At 68.1% G+C, this 19,711-nt stretch carries 15 protein-coding genes; 8 read left to right on the top strand and 7 right to left on the bottom strand.

The window, feature by feature from the left end:
• Positions 1-63 precede the first annotated feature (63 nt).
• Together VI08_RS11290 and VI08_RS11285 are read left to right on the top strand one after the other, a co-directional pair.
• The gene (locus tag VI08_RS11290) at positions 64-906 is read left to right on the top strand and encodes an NAD(P)H-binding protein (RefSeq protein WP_045829688.1); all 843 of its coding nucleotides are present in this window, start codon (positions 64-66) and stop codon (positions 904-906) included.
• Positions 907-1,058: 152 nt separating this feature from the next.
• Positions 1,059-3,485 (top strand): membrane-bound PQQ-dependent dehydrogenase, glucose/quinate/shikimate family, encoded by a 2,427-nt coding sequence (locus VI08_RS11285; RefSeq protein WP_232309530.1) that lies wholly within the window; start codon positions 1,059-1,061, stop codon positions 3,483-3,485.
• Positions 3,486-3,558: 73 nt separating this feature from the next.
• Here VI08_RS11285 and VI08_RS11280 read toward each other — a convergent pair whose 3' ends face one another.
• Positions 3,559-4,764, bottom strand: coding sequence for an MFS transporter (locus VI08_RS11280; RefSeq protein WP_045829686.1), 1,206 nt, complete (start codon positions 4,762-4,764; stop codon positions 3,559-3,561).
• A 98-nt stretch (positions 4,765-4,862) separates the two neighbouring features.
• On the opposite strand from VI08_RS11280, the gene VI08_RS11275 reads away from it, so the two are divergent.
• On the top strand, positions 4,863-5,630 hold the full coding sequence (locus tag VI08_RS11275) for an AraC family transcriptional regulator (RefSeq protein WP_045829685.1): 768 nt from the start codon (positions 4,863-4,865) through the stop codon (positions 5,628-5,630).
• On the opposite strand, the gene VI08_RS11270 is transcribed toward VI08_RS11275, so the two are convergent.
• Positions 5,615-6,118, bottom strand: a complete 504-nt coding sequence (locus VI08_RS11270; RefSeq protein ID WP_045829684.1) for a gluconokinase — start codon at positions 6,116-6,118, stop codon at positions 5,615-5,617. The genes VI08_RS11275 and VI08_RS11270 overlap by 16 nt on opposite strands.
• A gap of 86 nt (positions 6,119-6,204) precedes the next feature.
• Here VI08_RS11270 and ltaE point away from each other — a divergent pair, with 86 nt between their 5' ends.
• Entirely contained in the window at positions 6,205-7,218 is a 1,014-nt protein-coding gene (ltaE, locus tag VI08_RS11265) for a low-specificity L-threonine aldolase (RefSeq protein ID WP_045829683.1), read from the top strand.
• A 61-nt stretch (positions 7,219-7,279) separates the two neighbouring features.
• Here ltaE and VI08_RS11260 read toward each other — a convergent pair whose 3' ends face one another.
• The 4 genes from VI08_RS11260 to VI08_RS11245 all read right to left on the bottom strand — a co-directional run bounded on the left by VI08_RS11260 (position 7,280) and on the right by VI08_RS11245 (position 10,404).
• A complete protein-coding gene (locus VI08_RS11260; RefSeq protein WP_045829682.1) occupies positions 7,280-8,050 on the bottom strand; it encodes an N-acetylmuramoyl-L-alanine amidase in 771 nt (256 codons plus the stop codon).
• Positions 8,047-8,496 (bottom strand): hypothetical protein, encoded by a 450-nt coding sequence (locus VI08_RS11255; RefSeq protein WP_045829681.1) that lies wholly within the window; start codon positions 8,494-8,496, stop codon positions 8,047-8,049. The genes VI08_RS11260 and VI08_RS11255 overlap by 4 nt, the downstream gene beginning before the upstream one ends.
• 91 nt (positions 8,497-8,587) lie before the next feature.
• The gene (gene zapE, locus VI08_RS11250) at positions 8,588-9,706 is read right to left on the bottom strand and encodes a cell division protein ZapE (RefSeq protein WP_045829680.1); all 1,119 of its coding nucleotides are present in this window, start codon (positions 9,704-9,706) and stop codon (positions 8,588-8,590) included.
• Complete coding sequence (locus VI08_RS11245; RefSeq protein WP_045829704.1) at positions 9,703-10,404, bottom strand: alpha/beta hydrolase; 702 nt, start codon at positions 10,402-10,404, stop codon at positions 9,703-9,705. Before VI08_RS11245 ends, zapE begins: the two co-directional genes overlap by 4 nt.
• 21 nt (positions 10,405-10,425) lie before the next feature.
• On the opposite strand from VI08_RS11245, the gene VI08_RS11240 reads away from it, so the two are divergent.
• Positions 10,426-11,016 carry an ACP phosphodiesterase gene (locus VI08_RS11240; RefSeq protein WP_045829679.1) on the top strand — a complete coding sequence of 197 codons (591 nt, stop codon included), beginning with the start codon at positions 10,426-10,428 and terminating at the stop codon, positions 11,014-11,016.
• 36 nt (positions 11,017-11,052) lie between these two features.
• Here VI08_RS11240 and VI08_RS11235 read toward each other — a convergent pair whose 3' ends face one another.
• A complete protein-coding gene (locus tag VI08_RS11235) occupies positions 11,053-11,586 on the bottom strand; it encodes a c-type cytochrome (protein ID WP_045829678.1) in 534 nt (177 codons plus the stop codon).
• 286 nt (positions 11,587-11,872) lie between these two features.
• On the opposite strand from VI08_RS11235, the gene VI08_RS11230 reads away from it, so the two are divergent.
• The 3 genes from VI08_RS11230 to VI08_RS11220 all read left to right on the top strand — a co-directional run bounded on the left by VI08_RS11230 (position 11,873) and on the right by VI08_RS11220 (position 19,683).
• Complete coding sequence (locus tag VI08_RS11230; protein WP_045829677.1) at positions 11,873-13,129, top strand: efflux RND transporter periplasmic adaptor subunit; 1,257 nt, start codon at positions 11,873-11,875, stop codon at positions 13,127-13,129.
• A 73-nt stretch (positions 13,130-13,202) separates the two neighbouring features.
• The gene (locus tag VI08_RS11225; protein WP_045829676.1) at positions 13,203-16,445 is read left to right on the top strand and encodes an efflux RND transporter permease subunit; all 3,243 of its coding nucleotides are present in this window, start codon (positions 13,203-13,205) and stop codon (positions 16,443-16,445) included.
• 115 nt (positions 16,446-16,560) lie between these two features.
• Positions 16,561-19,683 carry an efflux RND transporter permease subunit gene (locus tag VI08_RS11220; protein ID WP_045829675.1) on the top strand — a complete coding sequence of 1,041 codons (3,123 nt, stop codon included), beginning with the start codon at positions 16,561-16,563 and terminating at the stop codon, positions 19,681-19,683.
• Positions 19,684-19,711: the final 28 nt, after the last annotated feature.

Genomic DNA, 19,711 nt, shown 5'->3' with positions numbered 1-19,711 from the left:
TTCACTCACGACTGCCGCGCGCCTAGCCTGTGCTCCGTCCCTTCTGAAAGACGGAGCCATGCCATGTACGCCATCACCGGAATCACCGGCCAGGTCGGTGCCTCGCTCGCCGAGGCCCTGCGCGCCGCCCACAAGCCTTTCCGCGCCATCGTCCGCGATGCCGCCAAGGCCAGCCGCTTCGAGCACGCGGCCATCGCCGAGCTCGACGACACCGCCGCCCTGGCCCAGGCCTTCGAGGGCGCCGAGGCCGTGTTCATCCTGCTGCCGCCGCTGTTCGATCCCACGCCGGGGTTCCCCGAATCCACCCGCACCATCGCGTCGATCAAGGCCGCGCTGGCCGCCGCGCGCCCCGATCGCGTGGTGGTGTTGTCGACCATCGGTGCCGATGCGACGGAAGAGAACCTGCTCTCGCAACTTGGCCACATGGAGAAGGCGCTGGGCGAACTGCCCATGCCGGTCGCGTTCTTGCGTGCCGCGTGGTTCATGGAGAACAGCCAGTGGGACGTCGCCCAGGCCCGCGACACCGGCGTCATCGACAGCTACCTGCAGCCGCTCGACCGTCGCATCGCCATGGTCGCGACGCGGGATATCGGCCAGCGCGCCGCGGCATTGCTGGGTGAGCACTGGGACGGCGTCCGCATCGTCGAACTCGAAGGCCCCACGCGCACCAGCCCCAACGACATCGCCGCCGCGCTGGCCGAGGCCCTCGGCCGCGACGTGGTCGCCCGCGTCGTCCCGCGCGAGACATGGGAGGCCCGCTTCCGCGAGCAGGGCATGCAGCATCCCGGCCCGCGCATGCGCATGGTCGATGGGTTCAATGAGGGCTGGATTGATTTTGGCCCGGGGGCGACGAAGGGGGTGGTGACGCTTGGGGAGGTGATCCGCGAGTTGGTTCCTCGGGGCTAGTGCCTGTCGCGCGCAAGCGCGCTCCTACAAGAGCGGGAGCGACCCCTGCACCACGGCTTCACGCTCGCGATCACACTCTGCCGCACGGGGAAACACCGCCAACCCATGTGAGGTCGCCAGTGATCAGGGCCCGTAGGTTCCATCCCGCCACGTTGTTCACGGCGTTCGTTTTCGTCCTCGCGGGCGCGGCCATGCTGTACGGCGGCGCCCGGCTCGTCGAGGCCGGTGGTTCGCCGTATTTTACGATCGCCGGCGCGTGGCTCTTGCTGGTGGCGCTGTTGCTGGCCGTGCGCGTGCGCTTCGCCGTGCCGCTCTACACGCTGTTCCTGCTGGGCAGCACCGGATGGGCGGTGTGGGAGGTGGGTTTCGACTGGTGGCAGCTGCTGCCGCGACTGGATGTGTGGTTCGCGCTGGGCCTGTGGCTGTGGCTGCCCTGGCCACGCCGCGGCCTCAGCCGCGACCCATACCTTGAAACCGCGCGCGGCACCGGCGGCGGTTTCCTGTTCGTCGGCCTGCTCATCGTTGCCATCGTCGGCGTCGTCGCCGTCGCCATGCCGGTGCCCGACCTGAAGGGCGAGCTGCCCATGGCGGATGTTTCCGGCCCCCAGGGCGATCGCGCCTCGCTCGCCGACGGCGATTGGGTCGATTACGGCGGCTCCGCGTGGGGCCAGCGTTATTCGCCGTTGAAGCAGATCACCCCGGAAAACGTCGCCCAGCTGCAGGTGGCGTGGAAAATCCAGACCGGCGACATGCCCGGCCCCGGCGACCCGACCGAAACCACGGCGGAGAACACGCCGTTGAAGGTGGGCGATACGGTGTTCCTGTGCACGCCGCACAGCCGCGTCATCGCGGTGGACGCCACCACGGGGCAGAAGCGCTGGGAGTTCGATCCGAAGATCCAGAGCCCGGTGGGCTTCAAGCACTGGGAGCACATGACCTGCCGCGGCGTGTCGTACCACGACGACGCACGTTACGCGGCCGCGCTGATCCCCGCGCCCGCCACCACGGCGGCCGGCGTGCCCGCGCCGGCATCCACCGCGCCGCTGCCCACCAACGTGCTGGCCGCGGGCACATGCCCGCGCCGCCTGTTCCTGCCCACGGCCGATGCGCGCCTCATCGCGCTCAACGCCGACAACGGCCAGGTGTGCGACGACTTCGGCAACAAGGGCACCGTCGACCTGCGCGCCAACATCGGCCCGTTCACGCCGGGCGGCTACTACTCGACGTCGCCGCCGGCGGTGACGAAGGACCTTGTCATCATCGGCGGCCACGTCACCGACGATGAATCGACCAACGAGCCCTCGGGCGTCATCCGTGCGTTCGACGTGCACGATGGCCACCTCGTATGGAACTGGGACCCGGGCAAGCCCGACGACACCACCCCCATCGCCGCCGACGGCACCTATACGCGCAACGCGCCGAACATGTGGTCGCTCTTCAGCGTCGACGAGAACCTCGGCATGGTGTACCTGCCGATGGGCAACCAGACACCCGACCAGTTCGCGGGTGGCCGCACGCCCACCTCGGAGAAATACGGCGCCGGCCTGGTCGCGCTCGATATCGCCAGCGGCAAGGTCAAGTGGAACTACCAGTTCACCCACCACGACCTGTGGGACATGGACGTGGGCGGCCAGCCCAGCCTGGTGGACCTCACCACGGACAAGGGCGTGAAGCCGGCGATCATCGCATCGACGAAGCAGGGCAGCCTGTACGTCCTCGACCGCCGCGACGGCACGCCCATCGTGCCCATCCGCGAAGTGCCGCGCCCACAGGGTGCCGTCGAAGGCGACCACGCGGCCCCCACCCAGCCGATGTCGGACATGAACATGGCGCCGCCCGACCTGCGCGAGCCGGATATGTGGGGCACCACGCCGTTCGACATGCTGTGGTGCCGCGTGCGCTTCCGCTCGTTGCGCTACGACGGCATGTACACGCCACCCTCGTTGCAGGGCTCGCTGGTGTATCCAGGCAACTTCGGTGTTTTCGACTGGGGCGGTGTCTCGGTCGACCCGACACGGCAGCTGCTGCTCGCGAATCCCAGCTACATGGCCTTCCAGTCGAAGCTGATCCCGAAGGACCAGCTGGCGCACATGGAGGTCGTCGAAGCAAAGAGTGAAACGCAGGGCATCAAGAAGGCCGAAGGCATCCCCTACGCCATCGAGCTGAACCCGTTCCTGTCGCCGCTGGGCATCCCCTGCCAGGCACCGCCGTGGGGTTATGTAGCGGGCGTGGACCTGCGCAGCGGCAAGACGATGTGGAAGCACCGCAACGGCACCATCGTCGACAGCGCGCCGCTGCCGATCCCCATGCCGCTGGGCGTGCCCAGCATGGGCGGCATGGTGACGACCGCAGGCGGCGTCACGTTCCTCAGCGGCACGCTGGACTACTACCTGCGCGCCTACGACGTGCACACGGGCCGCAAGCTCTGGGAGTCGCGCCTGCCCGCGGGCGGCCAGGCCACGCCGATGACGTATGCGGACAAGGATGGGCGGCAGTACGTGCTTGTCGTCGCCGGCGGGCATGGGTCGCTGGGGACGAAGCAGGGGGATTGGGTTATCGCGTACGCCTTGCCCAAATAGGCGCATCGCGCGCAAGCGCGCTCCCACAACGCATCGACACACCCCGTGGGAGCGCGCTTGCGCGCGATAGCTCTTATTTTTTCGGGTTAGGAAGAAACGCCGCCAACAACCCAATCAACGGCAGGAACGCGCAGATCTGGTACACGGCATCGATGCCGTAGTGATCCGCCAGCTCGCCTAGCACCGCGGCGCCGATGCCGCCCATGCCGAACGAGAAGCCGAAGAACAGGCCGGAGATCATCCCCACCTTCCCCGGCACCAGCTCCTGCGCGAACACCACGATGGCGGGGAACGCCGAGGCGAGGATGAGGCCGATCGCGATCGTGAGCGGTGCCGTCCAGGCCAGGCTCGCGTGCGGCAGCAGCAGCGTGAAGGGCAGCGTGCCGAGGATCGAGAACCAGATGACGCGCTTGCGGCCCACGCGGTCGCCGATGGGGCCGCCCGCGACGGTGCCGACGGCCACGGCGCCGAGGAACACGAACAGGTGCAGCTGCGCGGTTTCCACCGAGACGCTGAATTTGTGGATGAGGTAGAACGTGAAGTAGCTCGTCAGGCTGGCGAGGTACACGTACTTGGAGAAGATCAGCGCCAGCAGCACGGCGATGCCGCGGGTGGCGTCGCGTGCCGGTGGTGCGCTCGCCGTGTGCGCGGCGTGCGCGGCCTGCAGCCGTGGCAGGCCGTGGTGGCGGTACCACTGGCCCACGTTCCACAGGATGGCGCACGAGAGCAGCGCCAGCAGCGCGAAGAAGGCCAGGCTCGACTGGCCCCAGCGCACGACCACCACCGCGGCGGCCAGCGGGCCCAGCGCCTGGCCGGCGTTGCCGCCCACCTGGAACAGCGACTGCGCGAGGCCATGCTTGCCGCCCGAGGCCATGCGCGCCACGCGCGAGGATTCAGGGTGGAACACCGACGAGCCCATGCCAAGCAATGCGGCACCCGCGAGCAGCACCGGGTACGCGTGCGCTTGCGACAACACCACCAGCCCCGCGAGCGAGAACAGCGTGCCACCGGGCAGGGCGAGCGGCGTGGGGCGGCGGTCGGCATACAGGCCGATCAGCGGCTGCAGGATCGAGGCGGTGATCTGGTAGGTGAGCGTGATCAGGCCCACCTGGCCGAAATCGAGGTGGAAGTCGCTTTTCAGTGCCGGGTAGATGGCCGGCAACAGCGACTGCATCATGTCGTTGAGCAGGTGGCAGAAACTGATGGCGAAGATGACGCCATACACGGTGGGGGTCGCGGCGCGGTTGCCCGGCGCCGCCGCGCTTGCGGGGGCAGACATGGGACGGTCCTGGGGAACGGGATGCCTTATGAGACCACGGCGCTGCGTGGCCCGCGCTAGAATGCGGGTCAGAAGCCTTTGAGTTTGGGACAGCCGCTATGCCGCCCAGTGATGCCATCGCTTTCGAGGCGACGCCGCGCCCGGTCGTATCGCGGGGCGGCACCTACCCGCCCGCGTTCGAGCTGGCGACGCACCAGCATCGCCGCGGCCAGCTGCTTTATGCCTCCGAGGGCACCGTCGCCATCACCACGCCGTTCGGCGCCTGGATCGCACCGCCCGAGCGCGCGGTATGGATCCCTTCGGGCACCCCGCACGCGGTAAGGATGATCGGCGCCGTGAACACGCGCAGCGTCTACATCGAGCCCGAGGTCACGGGCGAGGCCGGGCAGGCGTGCCGCGTCATCGCGGTATCGCCCCTGCTGCGCGCGCTGCTGGTGGAGGCTGTGCTCGTTCCACGCGAATACGACGTGGGCGGCCGCGACGGGCTGCTCATGGCGCTGCTGGTGGAGGAGGTCAACCGGGCACCCAGCGTGCCGCTGGCGCTGCCGCTGCCCATGGATGCCGGCCTCGCGGCCTTGAGCGCCGCGTTCCTCGAGCACCCCAGCGTGGCCGAGGGCATCGATGCCTGGGCCGCCGCGCTGGGTATGCACCGGCGCAGCTTCACCCGCCTGTTCCGCCGTGAAACCGGCATGAGCTTCGCCCGCTGGCGCCAGCAGGCGTGCCTGCTCGCCGCGCTGCCAAAGCTCGCCTCGGGCGAACCGGTGACAGAGGTGGCGCTCGACCTCGGCTACGAAAGCGCCACCAGCTTCTCGACGATGTTCCGCCGCGCGCTGGGCAAGCCGCCGTCGGATTACCGCGCCGCCTGAGCGCAGCCGGCGCGGATCACTTTCTCCACGATGGCCGCGGGCGAATCGGTGATCTCCACCCAGGCGGCTTCGTCATGCGTGGGTTCCTCCAGCGTGGCGAGCTGGCTGTCGAGCAGGGCGGGGTTGAAGAAGTGCCCCGGCCGCTGGCCCAGCCGCGCGGCCAGTACCTCGCGCGTGCCGTGCAGGTAGACGAAGCGCACGTCGTCGTGGCCGCCGCGCAGGAACACGCGGTAGCGCCGCTTCAGCGCCGAGCAGGCCAGCACCAGCGATTGCCGGCGCTCGCGGTGCGCGTCCATGGTCGCGACGATGGCTTCGAGCCAGGGCTGGCGGTCGGCGTCGTCGAGCGGGGTGCCGCGGGCCATCTTGTCGCGGTTGGCCTGGGGGTGCAGGGTGTCGCCGTCGATGAAGGGCAGCCCGAGATGGGCGGCGAGGTCGCCGCCGATCGTGCTCTTGCCACTGCCCGAGACGCCCATGACGATGGTGATCATCCATGGAGCATGGCGTGCGGTGGGCCACGGAATCGTGAACGGGCTGGCGTACCATCCACGGCTGGCCCCACCACGTCACCAAGCCCATGCGAACCATCGACCTGCGCAGCGATACCGTCACCCAGCCCACCGAGGCCATGCGCGAGGCGATGCTGCGCGCGCCGGTCGGCGATGACGTGTACGGCGAAGACCCCACGGTGAACGCCCTGCAGGACCGCCTCGCGGCCGATCTCGGCTTTGCCGCGGCGCTGTTCGTGCCTACCGGCACGCAAAGCAACCTGCTGGCGCTGATGGGCCACTGCGAGCGCGGCGACGAATACATCGTGGGCGCCGATGCGCACACCTACCGTTTCGAAGGCGGTGGCGCCGCGGTGCTCGGTTCCATCCAGCCGCAGCCGATACCGCAGGCGGCCGACGGCACCTTGCCGCTCGACAAGGTGGAGGCGGCCATCAAGCCCGTGGACCCGCACTTCGCGCGCTCGAAGCTGCTGGCGCTGGAGAACACCTGGCATGGCCGTGCGCTGCCGTTCGGGTACATGGCGGCCGCCCGCGAGCTCGCCACCCGCCGCCACCTCGGCCTGCATCTCGATGGCGCGCGCCTGTACAACGCCGCCACCGCCTACGGCCGCCCCGCGCGCGACGTGGCGGCCGGCTTCGACAGCGTCTCGGTCTGCCTGTCGAAGGGCCTGGGGGCGCCGGTGGGTTCCGTCTTGCTGGGCAGCGCCGAACTTATCGAGCGCGCGCGCCGGTGGCGCAAGGTGGCCGGCGGTGGCTGGCGCCAGGCCGGCATGCTGGCCGCCGCGGCCATGCACGCGCTGGACCACCACGTGGGGCGCCTGGCCGACGACCACGCGCGCGCCAGCCGCCTGGCCGAGGCGCTCGGCGCCATCGACGGCCTCACGTTGCAGGGCTGCCATACCAACATGGTGTTCGTGGACGTGCCCGCCGCGCGCCTGAAAGACCTCGCGAAGCACACCGCCGCGAAGGGCATCCGCCTCAGCATCGGCTACCTGCCGTCGATCCGCCTGGTAACCCACCTCGACATCGACGACGAAGGCATCGACCGCACCATCGACGCCTTCAAAACCTTCGCCTACTAACCCGGCCACCAACCTGTGGCTGACCCACCACCCTGTGGGAGCGCGCTTGCGCGCGATGCTTCTACCGAGGCGCCATCAACTTCCGCTGCAACGAATAAAGGATCGCCGCATCGGTGTTATCCAGCACATCCGTCTCCATCGCCCTGAAATGCCGATGGAACGCGATGATGGCGGTACGCGGGTTCGATACGTCGTACCCCACCAGCCGCATGGCGGCCAGGCTGTCGAAGCCCGGCGGCGCCGGCACCAGCGGCGCGTCGTACCACAGGCCGAAGCCATAGCTGGCCAGCGTGGCCCACGGGAACTGCACGCTTGGGTCGTCCTTGCGGCCCGGTGCGATATCGCCATGCGCGACGATGGCCGTCTTCGGGATGCCCTGGCGCGCGGTGATGTCGGCCAGCAGGCGGACCAGCGCCTGGATCTGCGGTTGCGTGAACGGAGAATGCCCGTCGTTATCGATCTCGATGCCGATGGACGAGGAATTGATGTCGGTCATGTCGCCCCAGTGGGCGGCGCCGGCGTGCCACGCGCGCTCGCCTTCGTCCACGAGCTGGTCGATATGGCCATCCATCTCAACGAGGTAGTGCGCGCTGACCTCGCCCTGGCTGTTGCGCGTCTTGAGGACGCGGAGCGATTGCGCCGCGTCGCCGATGGACGTGTGGTGCAGCACGATGAGTTGCGCCTTGCGCGCGTTGAAGTTGGGCGACGGCGACCACTGGGCCAGCGTGCTGCGCTGGGGTGCCACCCGGGGGCCGCTGGCGCAGCCGGCCAGGGTGGCGAGGATGAGTGCCACCGCCACGAGGCGAGGCCAGGTGGCGGGGCGGGCGGTCACGCGTCCTCGACCTTGAAATCGGCGCTGGTGATGACCCATTCGATGCGGTCGCCACCGGGCTCGCCGACATCGTCGCCGGTGGCGACGACGATCTGCAGGTCGATGCAGTCGCGGCCGTCGCTGAGCCACTCGGTTTCGTCCTCGACGACGAGGCCGACGTTGTGCAGCACGTCGCGCAGCGTGCGGATATCGGTGTTCTTCAGTTCCATGCCATCGTAGGCCAGCGTGCCGCCGAGCACTTCGATGTCGCGGAGCTTGCCATCGAGGAAGCGCAGGCGGAGCCAGTCCTCGCCATCGCGGCTGTAATCGTCTTCGTCTTCCCACATGCTCTCGCCGCCGGGCTTGTAGCCGAGGGCGGTGCGCAGGACGCTCCGCTGCGTGTCGAAGAAGATATCCGTGCCGGCGTGGCGGATGCCTTTGCCGGGGATCAGTTCGCAGTGTTCCATGGGCGTTTCTCTCTCAATGGGCGCGGCATTTCCGCCCGCACAGCTTCGGTGGCACGGCGCTGTTGCGACAGGCGGCCTCGCCCACGCCAAACTACAGTTTATGGCTACGGCTCAGGTAGTCCTCGCTCTGCATCTCGATCAGACGCGACTCCGTGCGACCAAATTCCGCGCGTACGCGCGTGCCGTCGTACAGCTCCGTGATCGGCGCGGCGGCCGATAAAGCCAACTTTACGTGGCGGTCGTAGAACTCGTCCACCAGCAGGACGAAGCGCTTGGCTTCGTTTTCGGTGAAATCGGTGAACTGCGGTACGCCCGAGAGGATGACCGTGGGGTACGCGCGGGCCAGTTCGATGTAATCCGTGACGGCGCGCGGCCCTTCGCACAGCGCGGCGAAGTCGAACCAGATGACGTTGGCGGCCCGCCGGCGCACGGGGATCTCGCGGCCGTTGACGGTGAGCGTGCCGCCGTCCTCGATGTCGCCCTGCGCCTGCGTCGTGAATATTTTCGTAAGCGAGCGCTCGGCCTCGGGCCCGGGCGGCACGAGGTACACCGAGGCCTGGCTCAGCACCCGCAGCCGCCAGTCGCGTGGCGAGGCGAGGTCGTGCACCACGCAGTGCTTCTCGATCGCCGCGATGGCGGGGAGGAAGCGCGCGCGCTGCAGGCCATCCTTGTACAGGTTGGCCGGCACCGTGTTCGAGGTGGTGACGAGCGTGACGCCGCGCGAGAACAAGCCCTCGAGCAGGGCCGAGAGGATCATGGCGTCGCCGATATCGGTGACCAGGAATTCGTCGAGGCACAGCACGCGGTACTTCGCGGCGATGCGCGCGGCCACCTCATCGAGCGGGCTTTGCCGTTCACCCAGCTCGCGCAGCGCGGCGTGGGTCTCCTGCATGAAGCGGTGGTAGTGGCGGCGTAGCGCGAGGCCCGGCGACAGGCTGGACACGAACAGATCCATGAGGAACGTCTTGCCGCGGCCCACGCTGCCCCACAGGTACAGGCCCTTCACGGGCTCGCGCGGGCCGTCGCTGCCCAGCATCGATTTCAGTCGGCCGAACAGGCCGCCGCCGCTGGCTTCCACCGGTTGGCAAAGCGCGGCGTGCATGCGGTCGAACTCGGCCACCGCGCTGAGCTGTGCCGGATCGGATTCCCAGCGGTGCCCGGTGACGCCATCCCGGTAACGCTCGCCCGGGGTGAGCTCGTTGCAGCTCATGCCTCGCCGCCGCCTGGCTGGGGCGGCCAATCCTTCACGGCATGCTTGATGACCCCGCGCAGATCCATGAGCCGGCGGTGGAAGAAGTGGCTGGTCTCTTCCATCTTCACCAGCACGGGGCGCTGGCCCTCGGGCAGGCTGGCCACCCAGTCGTACACGGCCTGGGGCTCGACGATCTCGTCGGCGTCGCCCATCACCACCAGCCAGGGGCAGGTGGGCAGCTCGATCGGCGCGAAATCCCAGCCGCGGCCCGCGGCCGGTGGGGCGATGCTGATGAGGGCGTCGGCCTTGAGCGGCACCGCGTTGCGCAGCGAGACATAGCTGCCGAACGAGAACCCGGCGAGCCACAGCTTCGCGCCGGGCCTGGCCTGGCGGGCCCAGGCCACGACGGCGGCCAGGTCGTCGCTTTCGCCGTTGCCGTGGTCGAAATCGCCCTCGGAGCCGCCGACGCTGCGGAAATTGAAGATGACGGTGTCCACACCGGATTCGCGCAGCGCGCGCTCCACCATGGTCACCACCTTGTTGTGCATGCTGCCGCCATCGGTGGAGAGCGGGTGGCAGATGACGGCGATGGCGTCGCGGTGGCCCTCGGTGGCGGGCCTGGCCTCGCATTCGAGCTTGCCCGCCGGGCCCATGAGCGCGAAGCTTTGCGTTTCGCCGGGGAACGACACCGGCGCTGTCGATAGAAGATCAGTCATGCCCGCCATGATACCCGCCCCATGAATGTCCTTGCCCACGCCCTGCTGGCGGGAAACGACGCCGGGCTGCGCCTCGGGGGCGTCCTGGGCGACTTCGTCCGCGGCACGCCCGATGCCACCCTGCCGCCCCGCGTGCGCGACGGCATCTACCTGCACCGGGCGATCGACGGCTATACGGATACCCATCCGGACGTCCGCGCGGCCCGCGAGGCCATGCCGCCGCCGTTCCGCCGCTATGCGGGCATCTTCCTCGACGTGTGGTTCGACCACTGCCTGGCGCGGGACTTTGCCCGCTACTGCCCCGTGCCGCTCAAGGTGTTTTCGGACAACCTGCGGGCCGAGCTGCACGCCGCCGGCCCCCTGCTGCCCGACGGGCTGAAGCGCTTCCTCGGGTATATGGATGCGAACGACCTGCCGGCGGGGTATGCCGAGCTGGACCGGGTCGCCGCGGCGCTGGGCGGGCTCTCCCGGCGGCTGTCACGGGCGAACCCGGTGGGGGAGTCGGTGCCGCTGCTGGTGGCGCACGATGCGATGCTGCGGGAGACCTTTGCCAGGTTTTTCCCGCAGCTTCAGGGGTTTGCGGCTGAGTGGGTGAGGGCGAGGGTCGCTTGATCGCGCGCTAGCGCGCTCCCACAGCAGGCGGCCGGGTTATTTGGCCTGGTCGACCATCCACTTCACGGTATTGCCCACCTGTTCCTCGGTGAGGGCCGGGTTGCCGCCCTTGGGCGGCATGTGGTTGCCGTCGGGGCCGGTGTAGCCCTCGATGGCGTGCTTGATGAGGGTGGCCGTGCCCTCGGCGATGCGGGAGCCCCAGGCGCCCTTGTCGCCAAGTTTCGGCGCGCCCGCCACGCCCGCCGTGTGGCAGCTGTGGCAGAGGTTGTCGTAGATGGTCTTGCCATCCTTGGTGCCGCCGTAGGCCACCTGCGAGGCCGCGGCCTTGGCGGCGGCCTCCTGGGCGGCCAGCATGGCCGCGCGGCCGGTATCGCCGGCGTACACGGCACCGACGGGGGCGATCCGCTGCGCCGTGCGCCTGGCGACGGCCGGATCCTGCTCCTTCGGGATGTTCGAGTAGATGGCGTAGGCGACGACCATCAGCACAAGGGCGAGAAGACTTAAGCCGGCCGTAAGCCACGAGAACTGACGGACGAAGTTCTGGTCGGACTTGCTCGGAGAACCGCTCACGCATTGACTCCCGTCGGGATTGGGTGTGCCGGCCCCTCCCCGGGCCCCGGCATGCCTGCCGCCTTTTGGCGGTCGAACCGCCCGAGTATAACGGAACCTTCGCGTTCGTCAGCGGCCATGCCGTCAGTCATGGTGTACCCCTGTCAACCGGCATTGTTCAATGCCGTTCCCCTACACCTATATTGTCGCCGCCGAACCTTAACGTTTTCAGGGTATAAAGCCCGCGGCGCAAGGCGCGCCCGGTCGCTAGTCGGTGCCGTCGACCGGATCTCATTGGGAGTTTTACATGTCGCGTTTTTGGAAAATCGCGCTGGCCATCATCGCCGTCCTGGTGATCGCGGCCATCGTCATCGTCCCCCGCATGCACAAGGGCGGCGACAACGCCCAGGATGCGTCGGCCCAGGCCAATGGCGAAGGGCAGGGCAAGGACCAGCCCCCGGTCCCCGTCACGGTCGTGCCTGTCGTCGCACAGGACGTGCCCGTGTACCTCAGTGCCACCGGCACGGTGCAGGCGCGCAACCAGGTCACGGTGAACCCCCAGGTGGGCGGCCAGCTCATGAAGCTGAATTTCACCGAGGGCCAGGAGGTGAAGCAGGGCGACGTCATCGCCGAGATCGACCCGCGCACCATCCAGTCGCAGTACGACCAGGCGCTCGCCAAGCTCAAGCAGGACCAGGCCCTGTCGGCCACCGCCAAGAACAACCTCGAGCGTTCGCAGAACCTCGTGAGCAAGGGCGGCCAGCAGTACGTCTCCAAGCAGGACCTGGATAACCTCAAGAACACCCTCGACCAGGCCAACGCCACGGTCGTGGCCGACCAGGCCTCCATCCGCGCCGCGCAGGTGCAGCTGGGCTTCACCAAGGTCATCGCGCCGATCACCGGCCTGGCCGGCATCCGCGGCGTGGACGTGGGCAACATCGTCACCACCACCACCTCCATCGTCACGCTGACCGAGGTGCACCCCATCTACGTGTCGTTCACCCTGCCCGAGAAGAACCTCGACCTGGTGCGCACCGGCATGGCGGAAGACCCGGCCACCCCGCTGGTGGTCGATGCGCTCGATCGCATCGATGCCCACGTGGTGACCAGCGGCCACCTCGAGGTCATCAACAACACCATCGACACCACCACCGGCACCTTCCGCCTGCGTGGCCTGTTCGATAACCAGAAGACCGAGCTGTGGCCCGGCCAGTTCGTCAATGCGCGCCTGAAGGTGCGCACCGTGAAGGGCGGCCTCGTCATCCCGGCGCAGGCCGTGCAGCGCGGCCCCGATGGCGATTACGTCTACCTCGTGCAGGGCGACAACACGGTCAAGATGCAGGCAGTGGAATCCGCCGCCGAGGTGGGCGACAGCCACGTCATGATCACCAAGGGCCTGAAGCTGAACGACAAGGTCGTCACCGAAGGCCAGTTCCGCCTCAAGCCGGGTTCGAAGGTGCAGCCGCTGGCCCCGGGCCAGGTGCCGGCCGCGCCCACCGCGGAAGAACTGCAGAAGGCGAAGGCCAAGAACGGACGCCAGGGCGGCGGTCGCCGCGGCGGCTAAGCCCTCGCTCGCGGCGCGTCCATGAAGGACGCGCCGCCCACGGGCCGCGTGGCCCAGACACCAGGATCGCATCGTGGGTTTCTCGACACTCTTCATTCGCCGGCCGATCGCCACCTCGCTGCTCATGGTGGCGGTGCTGCTGCTCGGCATCCTCGGCTACCGGCAGCTGCCGGTGTCGGCGCTGCCCGAGATCGACGCCCCCAGCCTGGTCGTGACCACGCAGTACCCGGGCGCCTCGGCCAGCACCATGGCCGCGCTGATCACCACGCCGCTCGAACGCAACTTCGGCCAGATCTCGGGCCTGGCCTCCATGAGCTCGGATTCGTCGGCGGGCCTGTCGACCATCGTGCTGCAGTTCAACATGGACCGCGACATCGATATCGCCGCGCAGGACGTGCAGGCGGCCATCAACCAGGCGCGCGGCACGCTGCCCAACAACCTGCCGTACCCGCCCGTCTATAACCGCGTGAACCCGGCCGATGCGCCGATCATGACCCTGATGCTCACGTCCGATACGCTGCAGCTGCGCGACGTGAACAACTACGCGGATTCGATCATCGCGCAGAAGCTGGCGCAGGTGCAGGGCGTGGGCCTTGTCTCCATCGCCGGCAACGTGCGCCCGGCCGTGCGCATCCAGATCAACCCCGCGCAGCTGGCCAACCTCGGCCTCACCATGGAGGACGTGCGCAGCTCGCTCACCCAGGCCAACGTCAACGCCCCCAAGGGCACGCTGAACGGCAAGACCCAGTCGTACAGCATCGGCACCAACGACCAGCTCGCCACGGCTGCCGAGTACAAAGACACCATCATCAGCTACACCAACGATGCCCCGGTGCGCCTCAAGGATGTCGCCAACGTGGTCGACGGCGTGGAGAACGACCAGCTGGCCGCGTGGGCCAACGGCAAGCCCGCCGTGCTGCTCGATATCCGCCGCCAGCCGGGCGCGAACATCGTGCAGACGGTGCAGTCCATCCGCCAGACCATCCCCGACCTGCAGAAGGTGCTGCCGGCCGACGTGCACCTGAAGGTGTTCTCCGACCGCACCATCACCATCCGCGCCTCGGTGGAGGACGTGCAGTTCACGCTCATCCTCACCATCTGCCTCGTGGTGGCGGTCATCTTCGTCTTCCTGCGCCGCCTGTGGGCCACGGTCATCCCGTCGGTCGCGGTGCCGCTCTCGCTCATGGGCACGTTCGGCGTCATGGCCTTCGCGGGCATGTCGCTCGATAACCTCTCGCTCATGGCGTTGGCGGTGGCCACCGGCTTCGTGGTCGACGACGCCATCGTGATGATCGAGAACATCGTCCGCTACATCGAACAGGGCCAGGACGCGAAGACCGCGGCCGAGGTGGGCGCCAAGGAAATCGGCTTCACCGTGCTTTCGCTGACGGTCTCGCTCATCGCCGTGTTCCTGCCGCTGCTGCTGATGCCCGGCGTCACCGGCCGCCTGTTCCACGAGTTCGCCTGGGTGCTCACCATCGCGGTGGCCATCTCCATGCTGGTGTCGCTGACCCTGACGCCCATGATGTGCGCCTACCTGCTGAAGGCCGACCAGCTGCCCGACGCCGACGATGCCCACGAGCACGCGGCGGCCAGCGGCAAGCACAACCTGTGGTCGCGCACGGTGGAGGGCTACGGCCGCAGCCTCGACTGGGTGCTGGCGCACCGCCCGCTCACCATGCTCATCGCCGCGGCCACCGTGGCGCTCACGGTGGTGCTGTACATCATCATCCCCAAGGGCCTGCTGCCCGAACAGGATACGGGCCTCATCACCGCCGTGGTGCAGGCCGACCAGAACGTGGCGTTCCCGCAGATGGAGCAGCGCACCAAGGCCGTGGCCGATGCGCTGGCGAAGGATCCGGCCGTCTCCGGCGTCGCCGCGTTCATCGGCGCCGGCTCGATCAACCCCACGCTCAACCAGGGCCAGCTCTCGCTGGTGCTGAAGGACCGCGGCGACCGCGACAGCCTCGACGACGTGTTGCCGCGCCTGCAGAAGGCCGCCGCCAACATCGCCGGCGTGGCCCTGTACCTCAAGCCCGTGCAGGACGTGACGCTCGATAGCCAGGTGTCCGCCACGGAGTACGCCTATTCGCTCTCGGACGTGAACTCCACCGAGCTGGCCGGCTATGCGCAGCAGATGACCTCCGCGTTGCGCAAGCGCAAGGAGCTGGCCGACGTGGACAACAACCTGGCCGACCAGGGCACGGCGCTGAAGCTCACGATCGACCGCGATACCGCCAGCCGCCTCGGCGTGCCGGTGCAGACCATCGACGATACGCTCTACGACGCGTTCGGCCAGCGGCAGATATCCACCATCTTCACGCAGCTCAACCAGTACCGCGTGGTGATGGAGGTCTCGCCGGAGTTCCGCAACAGCGCGGACCTGCTCAACAAGCTGACGGTGCGCGGCAACGGCAACGGTGCGCTCACCGGTTCCAACGCCACCAGCTTCGGCCAGGTCGCCTCGAGCAACTCGGCCACGCCGGCGGGCATCGGCAACACGGGCAACGTGGGCTTCCAGGTCGGTGGGGGCGGCACCATCCCCATCGCCTCGCTCGCCGCCGCCCAGGTCAGCACCGCGCCGCTGGTGGTCACCCACCTGCAGCAGCTGCCGGCCGTCACCATCTCGTTCAACCTGGCGCCGGGCTATTCGCTCTCCGAGGCGGTCTCGGCCATGCACGAGGTGGAGAAGGAACTGAACTTCCCGCCGCAGGTGCGCGGCCAGTTCATCGGCAAGGCGGCGGAGTTCTCGTCGTCGGTGGGTGATGAAGTCCTGCTGCTGCTGGCGTCCATCATCGTCATCTACATCGTGCTGGGCGTGCTGTACGAGAGCTACATCCACCCGCTCACCATCATCTCCACGCTGCCGCCCGCGGGCGTGGGCGCGCTGCTGGCGCTGCTGATGTGCGGCATGACGCTGTCGGTCGACGGCATCGTGGGCATCGTGCTGCTCATCGGCATCGTCAAGAAGAACGCGATCATGATGATCGACTTCGCGATCGAAGCGCAGCGCACCGGCATGAACGCCGCGGACGCCATCCGCCGCGCGTGCCTGCTGCGCTTCCGCCCCATCATGATGACGACGGCCGCGGCGCTGCTTGGCGCCCTGCCGCTGGCGCTGGGCAACGGCATCGGTTCGGAGCTGCGCAAGCCGCTCGGCGTATCGATCGTCGGCGGCCTGCTTTTGTCGCAGCTGGTGACGCTGTACACCACGCCGGTCATCTATCTCTACATGGAGCGTTTCTCGGATTGGCTCGCGGAGCGCAAGCGACAACGCGCCCTCGTACACCCCGCCCACCCGCGGCCTGCGGAGTGAGTGGCAACCCCCTTCTTCGCCGGACGGCCTGCCGCCCGGCGAAACCTTTTTCCGGGTCACGCGTTAGAAGCAGGATGCCACGCGCCATTCCCCGCCTCGTGAAGCCCCCTGTTCGATGAATATCTCCGGCCCGTTCATCCGCCGCCCCATCGGCACCTCGCTACTCGCCATCGGCGTCTTCGTGTGCGGGCTTATCGCGTATTCGCTGCTCGGCGTGGCGGCGCTGCCCAACATCCAGTTCCCGGCCATCTTCGTGCAGGCCCAGCAGAGCGGCGCCGATGCCAGCACCATGGCGTCCACGGTGGCCGCGCCGCTGGAGCGCCACCTTGGCCAGGTGCCGGGCGTGGAGAGCATGCGTTCGAACAGCTCGGAGGGCAGTGCGTTCGTGCTGCTGTTCTTCCAGAACGGCACCAACATCGACGCGGCGGCGCGCGACGTGCAGTCGGCGATCAACGCGGCACAGCCCGACCTGCCCAGCGGCCTGCTGAACGCGCCCTCGTACCAGAAAGCCAACCCCAACGACGACCCGGTGGTGGTGCTGGCGCTGACATCGGATACCACCTCGCCGACCGCGCTGTACAACATCGCGGATTCCATCCTCGCGCAGCGCCTGCGCCAGCAGGAGGGCATCGCCTCGGTGGATATCGCGGGCAGCGCCACGCCCGCCATCCGCGTCGACGTGAACCTGCGCGCGCTCAATGCCATGGGGCTGTCGCCCGACCAGCTGCGCAACGCGCTCACGGCCGCCAACGTCACCTCGCCGCAGGGCTTCCTCTCCAACGGCATCACCACGATGGCGGTGACGGCGAACGATTCGCTGCACACGGCCGAGGAATTCTCGCGCCTGGTCATCGGCGTGAACAACAACACGCCCATCCACCTCTCCGACGTGGCGAAGGTGTACGACGGCCAGCAGGATGCCTACCAGGCAGCCTGGTTCAACGGCAAGCCCGGCATCCTGATGTACGTGTTCCGCAAGCCGGACGCCAACGTCATCGAAACGGTGGACCGCATCAAGACCATGATGCCCACCATGCAGGCCTGGCTGCCGAACGGCGTGCAGCTGCATTCGTTCTTCGACGGCACGCCCACCATCCGCGCCTCGCTGCACGAGGTGCAGGCCACGCTGATGATCAGCCTGGCCATGGTGATCATGACCATGGCGTTGTTCCTGCGGCGCCTGGCGCCCACGGTGATCGCGGGCCTGGCGGTGCCGCTGTCGCTCGCGGGCGGCTTCATCGTCATGTACTTCTTCGGGTACACGCTGAACAACCTGACCCTGCTGGCGCTGGTCATCGCCATCGGCTTCGTCGTGGACGATGCCATCGTGGTGATCGAGAACGTCATCCGCCACATGGACGAAGGCATACCGCGGTTCGAGGCGGCGCTGCTGGGTGCGCGCGAGATCGGCTTCACCATCGTGGCCATCACCAGCTCGCTCATCGCCGTGTTCATCCCGCTGCTGCTGGCGCCCGGCATCATCGGCATGTTCTTCAAGGAATTCACGGTGACGCTCATCGCGGCCATCGTGGTTTCGATGCTGGTGTCGCTTACCCTCACCCCGTCGCTGTGCGCCCATTTCCTCACGGCGCACGCATCGGATGAGCCCGAGTCGCGCCTGGGCCGCGCGCTCGAGCGCGGCCAGGAGCGGCTGCTGGCCTTCTATCGCGTCTGCCTCGACTGGACACTGCGCCATGCGCTGCTGATGGCGCTGACGCCGCTGGTGCTCATCGGCATCACGGTCCTGCTCGCCGGCATGGTCAAGGGTGGCTTCTTCCCGCCGCAGGACACCGGCCTGCTGGCGGCCCGCGCCACCTCCAGTTCCACGGTCTCGTTCGGTGAAATGAAGGCGCGCCAGGCGCGCCTCACCGAGATGCTGCTGGCCGATCCCGACGTCAAGTCGGTGGGCTCGCGCCTGGGCACCAGCCGCACCGGTTCCACTGGCAGCTTCAACATCGAACTGAAGACCGTGGCCGACGGCCGCCAGGACACCACGTTCGACGCGCTCGACCGCCTCTCGGCCAAGGCCAACAAGTACCCCGACCTCAACCTGCGCATGCGCCCCATCCAGGACCTGCCCACGGGCGGCGGTGGCGGCAGCTCGCAGGGCGGGCAGTATTCGGTGTCGCTGAAGGGCAACGACATCACCGAACTGCAGGCCTGGCTGCCGAAGCTGGTCGATGCGCTGAAGAAGAACCCCATGCTGAAGGACGTGGGCAGCGACATCGACGCGGCGGGGCTGCGCCAGAACATGATCATCAACCGCGATACGGCCGCGCGGCTGGGCGTCTCCATCGGCAACATCGATGGCGCGCTGTACAACGCGTTCGGCCAGCGCGCGGTATCCACCATCTACTCCGACATCAACCAGTACCGCGTCATCGTCAACGCGCTGCCCACGCTGGCCGCCACGCCCGAGGCGCTGAACCAGATCTACGTGCGCTCCGATAGCGGCAACATGGTGCCGATCTCGGCGGTGACGAAGCAGGAACCGGGCCTCGCGCCCACCCAGATCGTGCACGAGGACCAGTACACGAGCATGGGCGTCAGCTTCAACCTCGCGCCCGGCGTCAGCATGGGCGAGGCCATGGAGGTGATCCAGAAGACGATCGACGGCATGCGCATGCCCGGTGATATCCGGCTCGACGCGGGCAGTGATTTCCGCCGCTTCCAGCAGTCGCAGAGCGACATGCCGCTGCTGATCCTCGCCGCCATCATCGTCGTGTACCTGCTGATGGGCATGCTCTACGAGAGCCTGATCCACCCGGTGACCATCCTCTCGACGCTGCCCGCCGCGGGCGTGGGCGCCCTTGCGGCGCTGGTCATCACCGATACCGAGCTATCGGTGGTGGCGATGATCGCGCTGGTGCTGCTCATCGGCATCGTGAAGAAGAACGCGATCATGATGATCGACTTCGCCCTGGTGGCGCAGCGCGACCACGCCTCGAACCCGAAGGACGCGATCCGCGAGGCCTGCCTCGTCCGCTTCCGCCCGATCATGATGACCACCATGGTGGCCATCCTGGCGGCACTGCCGCTGGCCATCGGCCTGGGCGAGGGCTCGGAGCTGCGCCGCCCGCTGGGTATCGCCATGATCGGCGGCCTGCTGATCTCGCAGACCCTGACGCTGCTGTCGACCCCCGCCCTGTACGTGATCTTCGCCTGCCTCTCCGACCGCTGGAAGGCGCGCAAAGCGCGGCGGAAGGAGCGGAAGGCATTGAAGGCTGCGCGGGCGTAGATTTATGTGATGAAAAACATGTAGTTAG

This window comes from Luteibacter yeojuensis, assembly GCF_000964085.1.
Taxonomy (GTDB): domain Bacteria; phylum Pseudomonadota; class Gammaproteobacteria; order Xanthomonadales; family Rhodanobacteraceae; genus Luteibacter; species Luteibacter yeojuensis_A.
The sequence above is the reverse complement of the archived record's forward strand: the minus strand, read 5'-3'. Positions and strand labels throughout refer to the sequence as shown.